At 30.7% G+C, this 15,781-nt stretch carries 14 protein-coding genes and 1 pseudogene; 10 read left to right on the top strand and 5 right to left on the bottom strand.

The features are described 5' to 3' along the window. Positions 1 to 101 precede the first annotated feature (101 nt). Positions 102 to 1,475, top strand: coding sequence for a cryptochrome/photolyase family protein (locus tag HMPREF2578_RS06530; protein WP_049379643.1), 1,374 nt, complete (start codon positions 102 to 104; stop codon positions 1,473 to 1,475). Positions 1,476 to 1,604: 129 nt separating this feature from the next. Here HMPREF2578_RS06530 and HMPREF2578_RS06535 read toward each other — a convergent pair whose 3' ends face one another. Next, a complete protein-coding gene (locus HMPREF2578_RS06535) occupies positions 1,605 to 2,222 on the bottom strand; it encodes a DUF1361 domain-containing protein (protein WP_019834919.1) in 618 nt (205 codons plus the stop codon). 384 nt (positions 2,223 to 2,606) lie between these two features. Here HMPREF2578_RS06535 and norA point away from each other — a divergent pair, with 384 nt between their 5' ends. The 9 genes and pseudogenes from norA to HMPREF2578_RS06580 form a co-directional block, all read left to right on the top strand. Further along, the gene (gene norA / locus HMPREF2578_RS06540) at positions 2,607 to 3,770 is read left to right on the top strand and encodes a multidrug efflux MFS transporter NorA (RefSeq protein ID WP_061544168.1); all 1,164 of its coding nucleotides are present in this window, start codon (positions 2,607 to 2,609) and stop codon (positions 3,768 to 3,770) included. 167 nt (positions 3,771 to 3,937) lie between these two features. Beyond that, positions 3,938 to 4,423 carry a hypothetical protein gene (locus HMPREF2578_RS06545; protein WP_049382110.1) on the top strand — a complete coding sequence of 162 codons (486 nt, stop codon included), beginning with the start codon at positions 3,938 to 3,940 and terminating at the stop codon, positions 4,421 to 4,423. Between the two features lie 145 nt (positions 4,424 to 4,568). Beyond that, positions 4,569 to 5,024, top strand: coding sequence for a Cys-tRNA(Pro) deacylase (ybaK, locus tag HMPREF2578_RS06550; RefSeq protein ID WP_172457931.1), 456 nt, complete (start codon positions 4,569 to 4,571; stop codon positions 5,022 to 5,024). A 147-nt stretch (positions 5,025 to 5,171) separates the two neighbouring features. After that, entirely contained in the window at positions 5,172 to 5,918 is a 747-nt protein-coding gene (locus HMPREF2578_RS06555; protein ID WP_048682600.1) for a DeoR/GlpR family DNA-binding transcription regulator, read from the top strand. 10 nt (positions 5,919 to 5,928) lie between these two features. Further along, positions 5,929 to 6,849, top strand: a complete 921-nt coding sequence (gene pfkB, locus HMPREF2578_RS06560) for a 1-phosphofructokinase (RefSeq protein WP_019834923.1) — start codon at positions 5,929 to 5,931, stop codon at positions 6,847 to 6,849. Between the two features lie 5 nt (positions 6,850 to 6,854). Further along, on the top strand, positions 6,855 to 8,825 hold the full coding sequence (locus HMPREF2578_RS06565; protein WP_019834924.1) for a PTS fructose transporter subunit IIABC: 1,971 nt from the start codon (positions 6,855 to 6,857) through the stop codon (positions 8,823 to 8,825). A 722-nt stretch (positions 8,826 to 9,547) separates the two neighbouring features. Beyond that, a complete protein-coding gene (locus HMPREF2578_RS06570) occupies positions 9,548 to 10,918 on the top strand; it encodes a hemolysin family protein (RefSeq protein ID WP_048680802.1) in 1,371 nt (456 codons plus the stop codon). A 112-nt stretch (positions 10,919 to 11,030) separates the two neighbouring features. Continuing rightward, a complete protein-coding gene (locus tag HMPREF2578_RS06575) occupies positions 11,031 to 11,870 on the top strand; it encodes an aldo/keto reductase (protein WP_017175966.1) in 840 nt (279 codons plus the stop codon). A gap of 127 nt (positions 11,871 to 11,997) precedes the next feature. Then, a pseudogene (locus HMPREF2578_RS06580) lies at positions 11,998 to 12,933 on the top strand (glycosyltransferase family 2 protein); the annotation flags it as partial. Positions 12,934 to 13,025: 92 nt separating this feature from the next. Here HMPREF2578_RS06580 and HMPREF2578_RS06585 read toward each other — a convergent pair. From HMPREF2578_RS06585 to queC, 4 genes are all read right to left on the bottom strand, one after another. Next, complete coding sequence (locus HMPREF2578_RS06585; RefSeq protein WP_017175964.1) at positions 13,026 to 13,634, bottom strand: hypothetical protein; 609 nt, start codon at positions 13,632 to 13,634, stop codon at positions 13,026 to 13,028. Between the two features lie 108 nt (positions 13,635 to 13,742). Beyond that, a complete protein-coding gene (queE, locus tag HMPREF2578_RS06590) occupies positions 13,743 to 14,459 on the bottom strand; it encodes a 7-carboxy-7-deazaguanine synthase QueE (protein ID WP_017175963.1) in 717 nt (238 codons plus the stop codon). After that, positions 14,459 to 14,878: a 6-carboxytetrahydropterin synthase QueD gene (queD, locus tag HMPREF2578_RS06595; RefSeq protein WP_017175962.1), complete on the bottom strand. Its 420-nt coding sequence runs from the start codon at positions 14,876 to 14,878 to the stop codon at positions 14,459 to 14,461. Before queD ends, queE begins: the two co-directional genes overlap by 1 nt. After that, positions 14,875 to 15,552 carry a 7-cyano-7-deazaguanine synthase QueC gene (queC, locus tag HMPREF2578_RS06600; protein ID WP_017175961.1) on the bottom strand — a complete coding sequence of 226 codons (678 nt, stop codon included), beginning with the start codon at positions 15,550 to 15,552 and terminating at the stop codon, positions 14,875 to 14,877. Before queC ends, queD begins: the two co-directional genes overlap by 4 nt. Between the last annotated feature and the right edge of the window lie 229 nt (positions 15,553 to 15,781).

The following is a 15,781-nucleotide window of genomic DNA, read 5'->3' on the forward strand; positions in this document are numbered from 1 at the left end:
TCACTTTAGAATTTGTATTGAATTCTGTAGTCACTCCTTTTAATTTTAAGATAAATAGGGTAGTTAAATTATTAACAAATCCTCAGGCTAGGAGTGAAAGTATGAATATTGGCGTCATTCTCAATAGAGTATTTAGAATAAATAATAATCCATTATTCGAATATATTAATCAACAAAAAGATGACATTGATAAATGTTATCTTATAATTCCTAAGGAAACATTTGAAGAGGAAGGTACAGATAAAAAAGCAAACTATTATTATGGCACTTTAGAAAAATTTTTATATCAGTTGAAAGAACATCATATAGAGCCATATGTCATCAATTACAGTGAACTAGGTATGTTTTGTACTGAACATGATATTAAAGAAATAGTTATGGCGGGCGATATCATGAGTTATCATCAAGAAAGATATGATATTCGACACTTAAAACAAGCGTTTAAAAAGCACGATATATCCGTAATAACTATTAACGTTAATCATTATTTTAAGCCAAGTAACACGATGAATCAGCAAGGACAACCATATAAAGTATTTACAAGTTTTTATAAAGCACACCGTTCAAAACTTAGACAGCATTCTTCGTATCAATATCATTTAAGTGATATCGCTAATAAATGTAGCCAATCACAACAAACTATAACTAATGATTATCATCATGATGGACAATCAGAAGATCAAGCGTTAAACAATTGGCAGGATTATTTAAATCATAGTATTCAAAACTATAAAAAGGATAGAGAGTATCTTCCAGAAGTACTCACTAGTCAATTGAGTATTGCTCTAGCATATGGTCTGATAGATATTAAACAAATTATTACAGATTTATTAGAACGATATGAGGAAAATGAAAATAATTACGAAAGTTTTATTAGAGAAGTAATGTTTCGTGAGTTTTATTATGTTCTTATGGCTCAATATCCTCATAGTGCACATGAAGCATTTAATGAAAAATACCGTACTATACAATGGTCTTATAACAAAGAAGAGTTTAATCGCTGGTGTGAAGGTAAAACTGGTTTTCCTATTATTGATGCTGCTATGAATGAATTAAATGAGACAGGATTTATGCATAATCGCATGCGGATGGTAGTCTCTCAATTTTTAACTAAAGATTTGTTTATTGATTGGGCTTGGGGCGAAGATTATTTTAGAAAAAAATTAATCGATTATGATGCAGCTTCAAATGTACATGGTTGGCAATGGTCAGCTTCAACTGGGACAGATGCTGTGCCGTATTTTAGGATGTTTAATCCTACTAGACAAAGTGAACGTTTTGATAAAGACGCTTTATATATCAAAAAATATATTCCTATATTCGATAATGTGCCCGCAAAATTCTTACATCACCCATTTCAATATCAAACACAATTAGTAAAAAAAGGAATACAATTAGGTGAAGATTATCCTAAACCAATTGTAGATCATAAAGTTGCGCGCGAATATGTGATGACAATATTTAAAAATATATAAAAAAAGAGCTAGGGGAAGGAAACAGAGTTCACATTGAGTTCATGTTTCAACCCCTAGCTTTTTTAAATACATAACTAAACGTCTTATAAAATTTTTCTACATGAATAAACTGTATTAAATAGAAATATATCAATGTGCCATTCTTATCCCTTTAATGAATAATAAAATGACAAATTGAAGTAGCATCATTAATGAAATAAATATTAAACTACTACCATTTAAGGCACGAATGACTTCTGTGATAATAGTAAAGGGACGGGTAATTAAATGAACAGTATGAAATCTCAAAAATCTACCCATAAATATTCCTAAACCATTTAAAAACATAAGTGTTATTAATAAACATCGATTTAACCATAGCTTTGAAGTGAAATGAGATAAATGAACAAATATGAGAGCCATGCAATAAATCGCAAAAAATACACTTAACAGTAAGAAAGTAAAGTATAACCATTCTGTTAAATTAAGTTGAACGTAAAAATCAAATGTAAACTGATTAAGATGAATAAGATCAGTAACCATATAAAATGTATTGGGTACTAATAAAATAAAAATAAGAGCAAAAATAATAAATATAGGCCATTCAAATTTTTTTCTAGGTTTAAATAAATCTAATAAGAAACATAATTCAAGTGGAATGTAAGCTAAAAATAAATTCAAGCTTACAAAGTTAAATACACGTGTTTCAAATAAAGATATTACAAAAAGAATAATAAAATAGATTCTTGCAATATAACGTGAAGTCATAATATGCACTACTTTCTAACGATTTAGTTGAATTATTATAGTAAAGGTTAAAGGCGAAGTAATCAAGAAAAAAGAAGGTAGAATAATTAAAGTTAGAGAAGCATTAATAATTGTAAAATGGATGTGTAATCTGTAAGAAAAGAATCTCAATAATTTTAAATACGTGATGTCATATGTATCATTAAGATAATTTGATTATACATAACATAAATGTAAAATACTTTGAATAACTATTAAGTAAGTAAGATGGTATATTTTAAAATAAAAAATAATATATAATAGTATCTAAATGAAAAATTTAGAATTTTTAACTTTTCTCAGAATATGAATTAGATGAATTTCATTAAGAGTATTTAATTATAGATAAAAGAGAGGTGGTCTTATATGAAAAAGCAATTATTTACATTATATTTTAATATATTTTTAATATTCGTTGGAATTGGCCTTGTTATTCCTGTTCTTCCAGTATATTTGAAAGATTTAGGATTAAAAGGAAGCGATTTAGGAATTTTAGTAGCCATTTTCTCATTGTCCCAAATGATTATTTCTCCTTTTGGAGGAAGTTTAGCTGATAAATTGGGTAAAAAATTAATTATTTGTTTAGGATTAGTATTTTTTACGATCTCTGAGTTCTTATTTGCTATGAGTCATTCTTTTATACTTCTAATAGTATCAAGAATACTTGGAGGTTTTAGTGCAGGGATGGTAATGCCTGGTGTAACAGGAATGATTGCAGATATTTCTAAAGCTAAAGATAAAGCAAAAAATTTTGGTTATATGTCTGCAATTATTAACTCTGGTTTTATTTTAGGACCAGGAATTGGTGGTTTTTTAGCAGAAGTATCACATCGTCTTCCATTTTATTTTGCAGGTGCACTAGGTGTTATGGCGTTTGTTATATCTGTAATATTGATTCGACAACCACAAAATACAGTGGAAAGTCATCATATTCACTTTGAAACAAAAGAACTTTCTAAAATTCAATGGGGTGTTTTTATTACTCCAATTATCTTAACGTTTGTACTTGCTTTTGGTTTGTCTTCTTTTGAGACGTTATTTTCTCTATATACTTCAGCGAAAGCAAACTACGCACCTGGCGATATTTCAATTGCTATTGTAGGTGGTGGTGTTGCAGGAGCAGTATTCCAAATTTTCTTTTTTGATAAATTTATGAGATATACCACTGAACTTACATTTATTACTTGGGCATTATTATATTCTGTCATTGTTATATTTAGTCTTATAATCGCTCATAGTTACTGGTCAATTATGTTAATTAGTTTTATTGTCTTTATTGGATTTGATTTAATTCGACCAGCGCTAACTAATTATTATTCAAATATAGCGGGTAATCGACAAGGTTTTGCTGGAGGACTTAATTCTACATTTACAAGTATGGGTAATTTTGTAGGCCCATTGGTAGCAGGTTCATTATTTGATGTTAATATTGAATTTCCTTTATATATGTCTATTATTGTAATGTTATTTGGGATAGTAATTATTTTCATAGAGAAAAATTTAAAGTTAAATCGTAGCGGATGTGATTAAATAAGTTTTATATATTTTATATAATAGAAATGTAACAATAAAAAGTCGTTAGGTAATATAACTGTTACAAAGATTACAATTATTTTAAATTGCCTTCTATTGAATTATTTTATCTATATTTGTATGTTAAGATATAAAAAAATTCAAAGAGAAGTGTGGGTAAGGAGATGAATTTAAAAAATATATTGTTAAGTGTGGTAGCTATCATTTTATCAATTTGTTTGGCATTTCTATTATTTATCGCAACGAATCAAAATGCCTTAGCTAAGGTACATCGAACAATTTCTACTTTTTCAAAAGTTGGAAGTATTGTCGAAACTGAAAATATATTAAATATAAACAGCAATCACACCGCCGAAGCTTCTGAGAAAGATCAAACACAACGCAAAGCAGACATTCGTCAAAATCAAAACGTTAACTATAGGTTAAATGAGAAAGCTCAAGAAAAATATTTATATTCAACAGAGGAATGTAAAACGATAGCTGAAAATTATATGCAACAAAATTATAAAGAGCCTGTAAAGTTAGAGCGTTTGAATGAAACTAATCAATCCATCACTTTTGAAGCGTATCCAAAAAACAAAAAAGCTGAAGATATAACAATTAATAAAATGGGTAAAGTTGAGATCATTTCTGTAAATAATGTTAAATAAAAATGTAAAGTAAGATTAGAGTAGGAAAGTGAAATCTAAAGATTTCTATCTTACTCTATTTTTTATTAGTCAAAAAGAGTAGTAAAATGGGATATATAAAGAAGATAAATGAGGTGTTACATTGAAACATAAGAAAACTAATGCAATGAGAATGCTTGATAGAGCCAAGATTAATTATTCAGTAAATACATTTGAAATAGGTGAAGAACATTTAGATGGAGAAACAATTGCGGAATTAGTGCATGCGAATGTGAAAGACGTTTATAAAACATTAGTATTAGAAAATGCTAATCATGATCATTTTGTATGTGTTATACCAGTCAGTGAAACATTAGACTTAAAAGAAGCGGCACATGTCATAGGTGAAAAGAAACTTAATTTGATGCCGATGGATGATTTAAAAAAAGTTACTGGTTATATAAGAGGAGGGTGTTCTCCAATAGGAATGAAACATTCGTTTCCAACGATTATTGATGAGTCAGCTTTATCACGAGACAAAATCAATGTGAGTGGTGGTCAACGAGGCATGCAAATTATACTTGAACCTAATGATTTAATTGCAGTTACACAGGCACAAACAGCGCGTATTACTCAACATTAAATGTATTAGCAGAGTGAGCAATGATATACATTGTGAACACTCTGTTAATTTTTCGATTTTTTGAACGTTTTTGAACGTTTTTGATAATTTTTGATTGAAATATGTAAGCGCGAACACTATAATAAAAGTTGTAAAGGAGTGTTAAAGATGATCTCTGAAAAACGACAAAGTTTAATTTTACAAGAACTTAAGAAAAAAGATTTTTTATCACTCCAAGAGTTAATTGAACGAACAGGTTGTAGTGCTTCAACTATAAGAAGAGATTTATCAAAGTTACAACAACTTGGACGTCTTCAACGTGTTCATGGTGGTGCGACACTTAATAGTCATAGAAATCAAGAACCCATTTTATCTGAAAAACTGTCTACAAATCTAAAAGAAAAAAAAGAAATTGGAAGAAAGGCAGCTTTGCTCATTGAAGATAATGATTGTATTTTTATGGATGCAGGTTCTTCTACAATTGAGATGATTCCATTTATAAAAGCACAAGATATCGTAGTGGTTACAAACGGATTGTCTCACGTTGAAAGATTACTTCAGCGAGGTATTAAAACTTTGATGATTGGTGGAGAAGTAAAAGCTACCACTTTTGCTACTGTAGGAGCAAGTGCCCTTGAAGTTTTAAGACGTTATTGTTTTGATAAAGCTTTCATAGGTATGAATGGCTTAGATTTGAATCATGGATTAACCACACCGGATGAAAAAGAAGCATTAATTAAAGAAAGAGCAATACATCAAGCAACCACATCTTATGTTTTATTAGACCATTCAAAATTAGATGAAATATATTTTGCGCATGTCTCAACCAAATCTTGCCATGTTGAGTACATCGTATCTGAGCAATTACGTCATCATAATCGCTACAACGAATACAAAGAGAAATACCATTTTTAGGAGGTTAATTATGATATATACAGTGACATTTAATCCCTCTATTGATTACATCATGTTTACTGATGGATTTGAGCTAAAAGGACTTAATAGAGCTAGAGAAACATACAAATTTGCTGGAGGAAAAGGTATTAATGTTTCTCGCGTGTTGAAAACCTTAGATGTTTCGTCTACGGCATTAGGATTTGCTGGAGGTTTTCCTGGGGAATTTATTTCTAGTATCTTGGAACAAAGCGATATTAATACGGAGTTTATTAAAGTAAATGAAGATACTCGTATTAATGTTAAATTAAAATCTGGCGATGAAACTGAAATTAATGCACCTGGTCCGAATGTGACTTCTGATCAGTTTGAAGCATTATTAAATCAGATTAGACATACTTCTAAAGAGGACACTGTCATTGTAGCAGGAAGTGTTCCAAAAAGTATTCCGAGTGATGCTTATGCTCAAATTGCAAAAATCACTCAAGAAACAGGTGCAAAATTAGTAGTGGATGCTGAAAGAGATTTAGTTAATACAGTGTTAGAATATCATCCTTTATTTATTAAACCGAATAAAGATGAATTAGAAGAAATGTTTGATGTCACAATTAAATCTGATCAAGATGTCGTTAAGTATGGTAGAGAAATAGTAAAAAATGGATCTCAATCTGTCATTATTTCTTTAGGTGGAGATGGTGCCATATATGTTGATGAGACAAGAAGTATTAAAGCCCAAAATCCTAAAGGTGAAGTTGTAAATACAGTAGGATCTGGTGACAGTACAGTTGCAGGTATGGTAGCGGGTCTTGAGTCGGGACTCTCACTTGAAGAAGCATTTCGCCAAGCAGTAGCTTCAGGTACGGCTACAGCATTTAATGATGACTTAGCATTAAAAGAAGATATAGAAAAAATCAAGTCACAAGTTACAATTTCTGTACTTGATGGGGAGTGATAGAGATGAGAATAACAGAATTACTTACTAAAGAAACAATTGCTATGGATTTATCAGCTAGTGATAAAAATGGCGTCATTGATGAATTAGTTAATCAATTAGATTCAGCTGGTAAATTAAGTGATATAGCTCAATTTAAGGAAGCGATTCATAATCGTGAGTCACAAAGCACAACGGGAATTGGTGAAGGAATAGCCATTCCACATGCTAAAGTAGCAGCAGTGAAATCACCTGCGATTGCTTTTGGTAAATCAAAAGAAGGTGTGGACTATCAAAGTTTAGATGGCCAACCTGCACATTTATTCTTTATGATTGCAGCGCCAGAGGGTGGTGCACAAACACATTTAGATGCATTAGCTAAATTGTCAGGTATTTTAATGGACGATAAAGTAAGAGAAAATTTATTACAGGCTAATTCAGAAGAAGAAATACTTCGTATTATTGATAATGCTGATGACGAAGCGACTAAAGAAGAAGAAAAAGAAGCTCAAGAGCAAGAGGCTGAAGCACAAGCAACAACTGGTGCATCAGCGAATGATAATGCTAACGAATCTTACGTTTTAGCTGTAACAGCGTGTCCAACAGGTATTGCACATACGTATATGGCCCGTGATGCTTTGAAAAAACAAGCAGAAAAAATGGGAGTTAAAATAAAAGTTGAAACAAATGGTTCAAGTGGTATTAAAAACCATTTAACTCAACAAGATATTGAACGTGCAACTGGGATTATTGTAGCTGCCGATGTTCATGTAGAAACAGATCGTTTCGATGGTAAAAATGTAGTTGAGGTTCCAGTAGCAGACGGGATTAAACGTCCTGAAGAGTTAATCAATACAGCACTTGATACAAGTAGAAAACCATTTAAAGCACATGGTGGACAAAAAAATACAGATAAAGATAGTAATGATGAAAAATTAAGTCCAGGTAAAGCATTTTATAAACACTTAATGAATGGTGTTTCTAATATGTTACCACTTGTTATTGCTGGTGGTATCTTAATGGCGATTGTATTCTTATTTGGTGCCAACTCATTTGATCCAAAAAGCCCTGAACATAATGCGTTTGCAGAACAATTGTGGAATATTGGTAATAAGAGTGCCTTTGCATTAATTATTCCAATCTTAGCTGGTTTCATTTCTCGTAGTATTGCAGATAAACCAGGTTTTGCAGCTGGCCTAGTTGGCGGTATGTTAGCAATTTCTGGTGGCTCTGGATTTATCGGTGGTATTATTGCTGGTTTCTTAGCGGGTTATTTAACACAAGGTATCAAATATATTACTCGTAATTTACCTCAAGCAGTTGAAGGTTTAAAACCAACATTAATTTATCCACTATTAAGTGTGACGATTACTGGATTATTAATGATTTATGTATTTAATCCACCTGCAGCATGGTTAAACAATCTATTATTAAATGGTTTAAATAGTTTATCTGGTTCTAACATTATGCTATTAGGACTAGTTATTGGAGCTATGATGGCAATTGATATGGGAGGTCCATTCAATAAAGCGGCCTATGTATTTGCGACAGCAGCTTTAACTGAAGGTAATGCTGCACCAATAACAGCAGCAATGGTTGGTGGTATGATTCCACCATTGGCAATTGCCACAGCAATGTTTATCTTTAAACGTAAATTTACAAAAGAGCAACGTGGCTCAATCGTACCTAACTATGTTATGGGTCTATCATTCATTACAGAAGGTGCTATACCTTTTGCAGCTGCTGACCCATTACGTGTGATTCCATCAATGATGGTCGGTTCAGGTGTTGCTGGAGCGATTGCATTAGGACTTGGTTCAAGAATTAATGCACCACATGGTGGTATCATCGTTATAGCAGCAACAGACTTTAGTCATATCATCCAAACTATCATTGCTTTAATTATAGGTACACTTGTTTCAGCAGTACTTTATGGTTTACTGAAACCAAAATTAACAGAACAAGAAATTAAAGCTTCAGAATCTATGGATGAATAATCAACATTGGTTTAATGAGCCTGAGACATAATGAGTTGTCTCAGGCATTTTTTATATATTAATATTTGTTAATTGAATCGAAAACGTGTTGCCTCAAAGCTATTTTAAGGAATACTAGCATCGAGATCTTTGTAAAAAAGGCAATATTCAAAGAAATTTGGGTTGGGGCTTCAGCAAAAAGGGTTTCCTGAGAAACCCAACGTTCAACGAAAGCTGGGGTTACATTATCGAGGGGATTAACGAATTCTGTCCAATCTTTTATTATATAGTTAATATGTAATTAAAAAGATATGGCGATATATATACTTGACTATTACTATAGATTAGTTTTAAATGGGAATTTGAGTTTAAGAAACAAATAACCATCTTGGACTATTATTGCACTTTTATAGTGCTTAATTAAAAAATCCCCCATATATCGTTTTTCTGATTTTCTTAAAAATTTATTACAAGGATCATTGAAGTATATATGAAATAGTAGGAAGAAAATCAGTATATAATGCTTTTTAAATGATTTTAAATGTTAAAAGCTTTCTTATTTTTATTTAACCATTTAGTATAGAAATATGGTAAAATTAAAGTAATACATTTTTTTGGGGGGTGTCTTGATGGGAAGGTCTTAACATGCTTTTATAACGGTGATAAGTATGACGTATTAAATTCGTGTTACTCATTAGAGACACATAATATTTGGAGGTGAATCCCTAGAAATAGGGAACTAATTGGAAACAGTGACCATAATTAATTTAGTAATATTTTTTCTATTAATCGCTTTAACAACTGTATTCGTTGGATCTGAATTTGCATTAGTAAAAGTACGTTCAACACGAATTGAACAACTTGCTGATGAAGGTAATGGAAGCGCAAAAATTGTTAAAAAGATGATTGCTAATCTTGATTATTATTTATCAGCTTGTCAACTTGGTATTACAGTTACATCTTTAGGTTTAGGTTGGTTAGGTGAACCGACATTCGAAAAACTATTACATCCACTTTTTAATATATTACATTTGCCAAGTGCAGTAACTACAACCATTTCATTTGTGATTTCGTTTATTGTTGTAACTTATTTACATGTAGTGTTAGGTGAGTTAGCACCTAAATCAATAGCAATACAACATACTGAAAAATTAGCATTAACTTATGCTAGACCATTATATTATTTTGGTAATGTCATGAAACCATTAATATGGTTAATGAATGGTTCGGCACGAGTAATTATTAGAATGCTTGGTGTTAATCCTGATGCGCAAGCAGATGCAATGTCTGAGGAAGAAATTAAAATTATTATTAATAATAGTTATAATGGTGGAGAAATTAATCAAACAGAACTGAATTACATGCAAAATATCTTTTCATTTGACGAAAGACATGCGAAAGATATCATGGTTCCACGTACACAAATGGTAACGTTAAACGAACCATTTAATGTTGACGAATTACTTGAAACGATTAAAGAACATCAATTTACACGTTATCCAATTACTGAAGATGGGGATAAAGACCATATAAAAGGTTTTATTAATGTAAAAGAATTTTTAACAGAATATGCTTCAGGTAAAACAATTAAAATCTCTAATTATATTCATGAATTACCTATGATTTCAGAAACAACTCGTATTAGCGATGCATTAGTTTCAATGCAACGTGAACATGTTCATATTAGTCTTATTATTGACGAATATGGTGGTACTGCTGGTATTCTAACAATGGAAGATATTCTTGAAGAGATTGTCGGTGAAATCAGAGATGAATTTGATGATGATGAAATAAATGATATTGTTAAATTAGAGGAAGATATGTATCAAATTAACGGACGTGTCTTACTTGATGATTTACATGAAAAATTTGATATCACTTTTGAAGATTCTGAAGATATCGATACAATTGGTGGATGGTTACAAGCACACAATACTAATCTTCAAGTTGAAGATTATATAGATACAAAATACGATCGATGGATTGTTTCTGAAATGGATAATCATCAATTGGTATGGGTTGTACTTAAATACCAATTTAATGAAACAAGACCTGTGATTAGTGATGAAGAGGAAGAAGAAAATCACGATCACAAACATGAATCGGATGAATAAAAATAAAGGCACTTGGGTATGTAAACCTAAGTGTCTTTATTTGTATGCGTAAAAGAAATTAAGTTATGCTAATTTTTAGTTGAGAAATTATATTGAATAGGATGTGGCACAAATGATAAATGATACACAAGTGTTAAATAATGGTTACCCAATGCCTAAAGTAGGACTAGGTGTTTATAAAATGGAAGATGATGAGATGGAAACCGCAGTACAAACAGCATTAGAAGCGGGATATCGTGCATTTGATACTGCTTATTTTTACGGTAATGAACAAGCACTAGGTAAAGCTTTAAACAACAGTGATATTGCAAGAGAAGACGTATTTATTACTTCTAAATTATGGAATGATTATCAAGGATATGATAATACATTAGAATATTTTAATAAATCTTTAGAAAACTTAGGATTGGATTACTTAGATTTATATTTAATTCATTGGCCATGTGAAAAAGATGGCTTATATATTGAATCTTATAAAGCATTAGAAAAATTATATAATGAAGGTAAAATTAAAGCGATTGGTGTATGTAACTTTAAACCCCATCACTTAGAAACTTTGATGAAAGAGACAACTATTGTACCTCAAATTAATCAAATAGAAGTTCATCCTTATTTTAATCAACAAGATGTACAAGATTATTGTGATAAACATGATATTACTGTTACAGCTTGGATGCCACTTATGAGAAATCGAGGATTATTAGATGATCCAGTAATTACAAAATTAGCAGAACAATATGACAAAACACCAGCACAAATTGTATTACGTTGGCATCTAGCCCATGACAGAATTATTATTCCTAAATCAAAAACGCCATCTCGTATTCGTGAAAATTATGATATTTTTGACTTTAATTTAGAACTTACTGAGATTGCGGAAATTGATAGTTTAAATAGAAATGCACGTCAAGGTAAAGATCCAGATGATGTAGCAATAGGTGATTTAAAATAATATAGTTTAAATTATTACAAAAGCTGGAATTAATGTTAATTATTTGTTAATTACATGGTTATTAGTAGAATGTTTATTGATTTTATTGATACAATATTGGAAAGAATGTAGAAAAGGATGTAATTAGATGAAAATCAGAGTCATTATACCTTGCTTCAATGAAGGTAAAGTCGTAAAAAAAACTTACGATAGATTGACTGAAATTTTGACGGAGAATAGTAAAACTCGTCGTTATTATTATGACTTGTTATTTATTGATGACGGTAGTAAAGATAATACGATTGAGCATATACAACATTTAGCGGAATACGATGAACATGTTAAATATATTTCTTTCAGTCGAAATTTTGGTAAAGAAGCAGCAATGATTGCTGGTTTTCAACACAGTGTGAATTTTGATGCAGTCGTAATGATTGATGGAGATTTACAACATCCTCCGGAATTTATACCTAAAATGGTTGAAATGTATCAACAAGGGTTTGATCAAGTTGTCGCTAAACGAGATCGTAGTGGTGAAAATGTTGCACGTAAAACAATGTCAAAGTTGTACTATAAGCTCATTAATAGCTTTGTCGAAGATATTAAATTTAGTGATGGTGTAGGAGATTTTCGATTATTAAGTCAACGTGCAGTTAAATCGATTGTTTCATTAAATGAATATAATCGATTTTCTAAAGGGTTATTTGAATGGATAGGATATAATACAAAGATTTTTACTTATAAAAATGTAGAACGAGAAGCTGGAGAATCTAAATGGACTTTTACCAAGTTATTAAATTATGGGATTGATGGATTAATATCATTTAATAATAAACCACTGAGAGCAATGATATATCTTGGAATGTTTATCTTTGGATTAAGCATCATTTATATTATTTATTTGTTAATAGGCATTTTAATGAATGGAATTAATCATCCGGGTTACTTTACAACAATAGCAGCTGTATTGTTATTAGGTGGCATTCAGTTAATGTCTATTGGTGTAGTTGGCGAATATATTGGGCGAATTTATTACGAAGTAAAACAAAGACCAAAATATATTGTAGAAGCTTCCAATTTAAAAGCACCTATTGAAAAAGTAGTTGCAGAAAAAGAAAAAATTTATCAATAAAAAATAAACATGTAAAAGCTCTTACATCATAGCTTCTTACATGTTTATTTTTTTAAGTCATTTTCAATATGATTATGTTTGAGTTGCCACAATAAATATATATCAAATAAAGCATAAATAATTATGAAGATATACCAAAATGACGTTAATAAGGTCAAAAGTATAATTGAAATAATAATAATTGTATGACCAATCATAATAGGATGTTGTAGCTTACTCAAAAATTTAAGATGATTCATTTCATTTTTTGAAAAAGTACTTATGAAATCAATGCTTAAGCCTACGATAAATATAGCTGGAGCTAAATAAGGGATAGACATATAGACTGATTGATCGCTAGATTCAAAAGTGATAAATAATGAGCAACTAATCATAATTGCAAAAATGAATGCAAGAGATTTATACTCTGAAATCATTAAGTATATATGTTTACGATTTAAATAATATTGTAAGATTGTCCAACTTAAGAAAAATATAATTGAAGCAAATGTTATAAAATTGAACTTTTCAATCACAATACTATTAATAATAGCATTGATAACAATGGATAATAGAACGGAGTTAAACGTTAGTTGTTTGAAATGATGCCGATATAAATCAAAACCCAGAACACATATTGTAATGGCTATATTAATAAATACATATATAATCATGGTGTACTCCTATCACGTGTGTGTAGTTCATTAAAATATTATAGCAATTAAAATAAACTTAATCATTTCAAAACACTTAATAAATAATATTCTATTATAATTTACTAATTATACACCTTTCTTATTACTCCATAACAATGTATGTAACTGAGGTAAAACATACACGTGATTCATATCACTGCTATTCATTACTGTGTCTACAAGGGTTTCATAGCGACCAAGTAATTTTTCGGTATGATGTTCAACATCATCATCTAAATAAGGGTTTCCTACTTGCAAATAAAATGGAATATTAGGATAACGATGATGAATCATTCTAGCAAATTGATAATCTTCTTTATCAAAAACAACTACTTTCAAGTTCAATGTTGATGGTATACATTGTTCTATGACATCATCTAATATTTCTAAATTAGGCACCATATTAGAGCTAGGCGGTTTAGGACTAATTGTTAAATCGTTAATTTGTCGCATCCAAGGTTGAAATTTACTGCCTTGGGTTTCTAATGCCGTAAAAATATTTTTTTCTTCAAATAAATCTACTAAATCTTGAATTCCTTTGATTAATGCAGGGTTACCTCCAGAAATAGTGACATGATCAAATTGATTACCGCCAATTTCTTTTAAACGATCATAAATGTCTTGAGCAGTTAATAACTCTATATCATCTTTAGCGCTACCATCCCACGTAAAGGCGGAATCGCACCAACTACAACGATAATCGCATCCTGCTGTGCGGACAAACATTGTTTTTCGTCCTATAACTCGTCCTTCTCCTTGAATAGTAGGACCAAAAATTTCTAAAACTGGTATTTTTGAAGGCATTATTTATTCTCCTTTGGACGATAGACAACATAACTTGATGGTGTTTCACGTAAATACACTTGTACACATTTAGGTTTATTGTCATACTCGTTAAGATGAGCTTGTACGATTTCAAAAATTGTCTGTGCCACAATTTCAGTAGAAGGACTTTTATCTTTAAATTGAGGTAAATCATTTAATAAATAGTGATCAAATTGGTCATGGACCAATCGTTTTAATTCACTAAAATTAATTAAAAATCCATTATGGTCGAGTGTATCTCCAACAATAGTTAAGTTAACAAAATAAGTATGTCCATGTGTTCTCATGCATTTTCCAGCATCTTCACTAGGAATAAAATGTGCCGCAGAAAAATTGAAATCTTTATTTAATTCAAATGTATAAGGGTGATTCACTGTAGGATAAACTTGTTGTATCATAATGACGCATCTCCTTTTTGTTCTAAATATTGATGAAGTCCACGTTGTCTTAATTTACAAGCTGGACATTCTCCGCATCCATCTCCAATAATACCGTTGTAGCATGTAAGCGTATTGTGGCGCACATAATCGAGGACACCTAATTCATCACTGAGTTCCCAAGTTTGCGTTTTATCTAACCACATTAAGGGTGTATGAATAACAAAGTCTCTATCCATAGATAAACTAAGTGTGACATTCATAGATTTAATAAAACTATCTCGGCAATCTGGGTAACCAGAGAAGTCTGTTTCACATACACCCGTAATGATGTGTTTCGCATTCACTTGATAAGCAAGAGCTCCAGCAAATGACAAGAATAATAAATTACGAGCAGGTACAAAAGTATTTGGTATACCATCTTCTCCTGTCTCAATTTTCATGTCATGTTTTGTTAATGCATTTGGAGTAAGTTGAGATAGTAAAGACATGTCTAAAATATGGTGTTTCAACCCTTGATCTTTTGCTATTTTAGAAGCTACTTCGATTTCTGTATTATGTCTTTGCCCATAATTGAATGTGACAAGTTCAACCTCTTTAAAATGTCTTTTGGCGTAGAAAAGACAGGTTGTACTATCTTGACCACCACTAAACACAACAATTGCTTTTTCAGAATTCAAAACACTGTTTGGCATAACGTTTCTCCTTTAAAAGTTAATATTTTTAATTTATGATGAAATAGAATGAAAACATTGGATATAAAATATAAAAAAAGCCTATCTCTATAAAAAGATAGACTTAAAAGATGTAGAACATATGTACATTAAAAAGCTTATATAAATATTTCTACAAAGGTCTAGTTTTTTATAGAGGGTTTCAGCTAGGAACCTCTTTATATTCGAATTATACGATAGATAGCTTAAT

It is taken from the genome of Staphylococcus sp. HMSC072H03 (assembly GCF_001809305.1).
GTDB classification, from domain to species: domain Bacteria; phylum Bacillota; class Bacilli; order Staphylococcales; family Staphylococcaceae; genus Staphylococcus; species Staphylococcus hominis.

Coding starts and splice junctions, on each gene's coding strand:
- HMPREF2578_RS06530 (WP_049379643.1), top strand. CDS start 102: ATGAATATTGGCGTCATTCTCAATAGAGTATTTAGAATAAATAATAAT.
- HMPREF2578_RS06535 (WP_019834919.1), bottom strand. CDS start 2,222: ATGACTTCACGTTATATTGCAAGAATCTATTTTATTATTCTTTTTGTA.
- norA (WP_061544168.1), top strand. CDS start 2,607: ATGAAAAAGCAATTATTTACATTATATTTTAATATATTTTTAATATTC.
- HMPREF2578_RS06545 (WP_049382110.1), top strand. CDS start 3,938: ATGAATTTAAAAAATATATTGTTAAGTGTGGTAGCTATCATTTTATCA.
- ybaK (WP_172457931.1), top strand. CDS start 4,569: ATGAGAATGCTTGATAGAGCCAAGATTAATTATTCAGTAAATACATTT.
- HMPREF2578_RS06555 (WP_048682600.1), top strand. CDS start 5,172: ATGATCTCTGAAAAACGACAAAGTTTAATTTTACAAGAACTTAAGAAA.
- pfkB (WP_019834923.1), top strand. CDS start 5,929: ATGATATATACAGTGACATTTAATCCCTCTATTGATTACATCATGTTT.
- HMPREF2578_RS06565 (WP_019834924.1), top strand. CDS start 6,855: ATGAGAATAACAGAATTACTTACTAAAGAAACAATTGCTATGGATTTA.
- HMPREF2578_RS06575 (WP_017175966.1), top strand. CDS start 11,031: ATGATAAATGATACACAAGTGTTAAATAATGGTTACCCAATGCCTAAA.
- HMPREF2578_RS06585 (WP_017175964.1), bottom strand. CDS start 13,634: ATGATTATATATGTATTTATTAATATAGCCATTACAATATGTGTTCTG.
- queE (WP_017175963.1), bottom strand. CDS start 14,459: ATGCCTTCAAAAATACCAGTTTTAGAAATTTTTGGTCCTACTATTCAA.
- queD (WP_017175962.1), bottom strand. CDS start 14,878: ATGATACAACAAGTTTATCCTACAGTGAATCACCCTTATACATTTGAA.
- queC (WP_017175961.1), bottom strand. CDS start 15,552: ATGCCAAACAGTGTTTTGAATTCTGAAAAAGCAATTGTTGTGTTTAGT.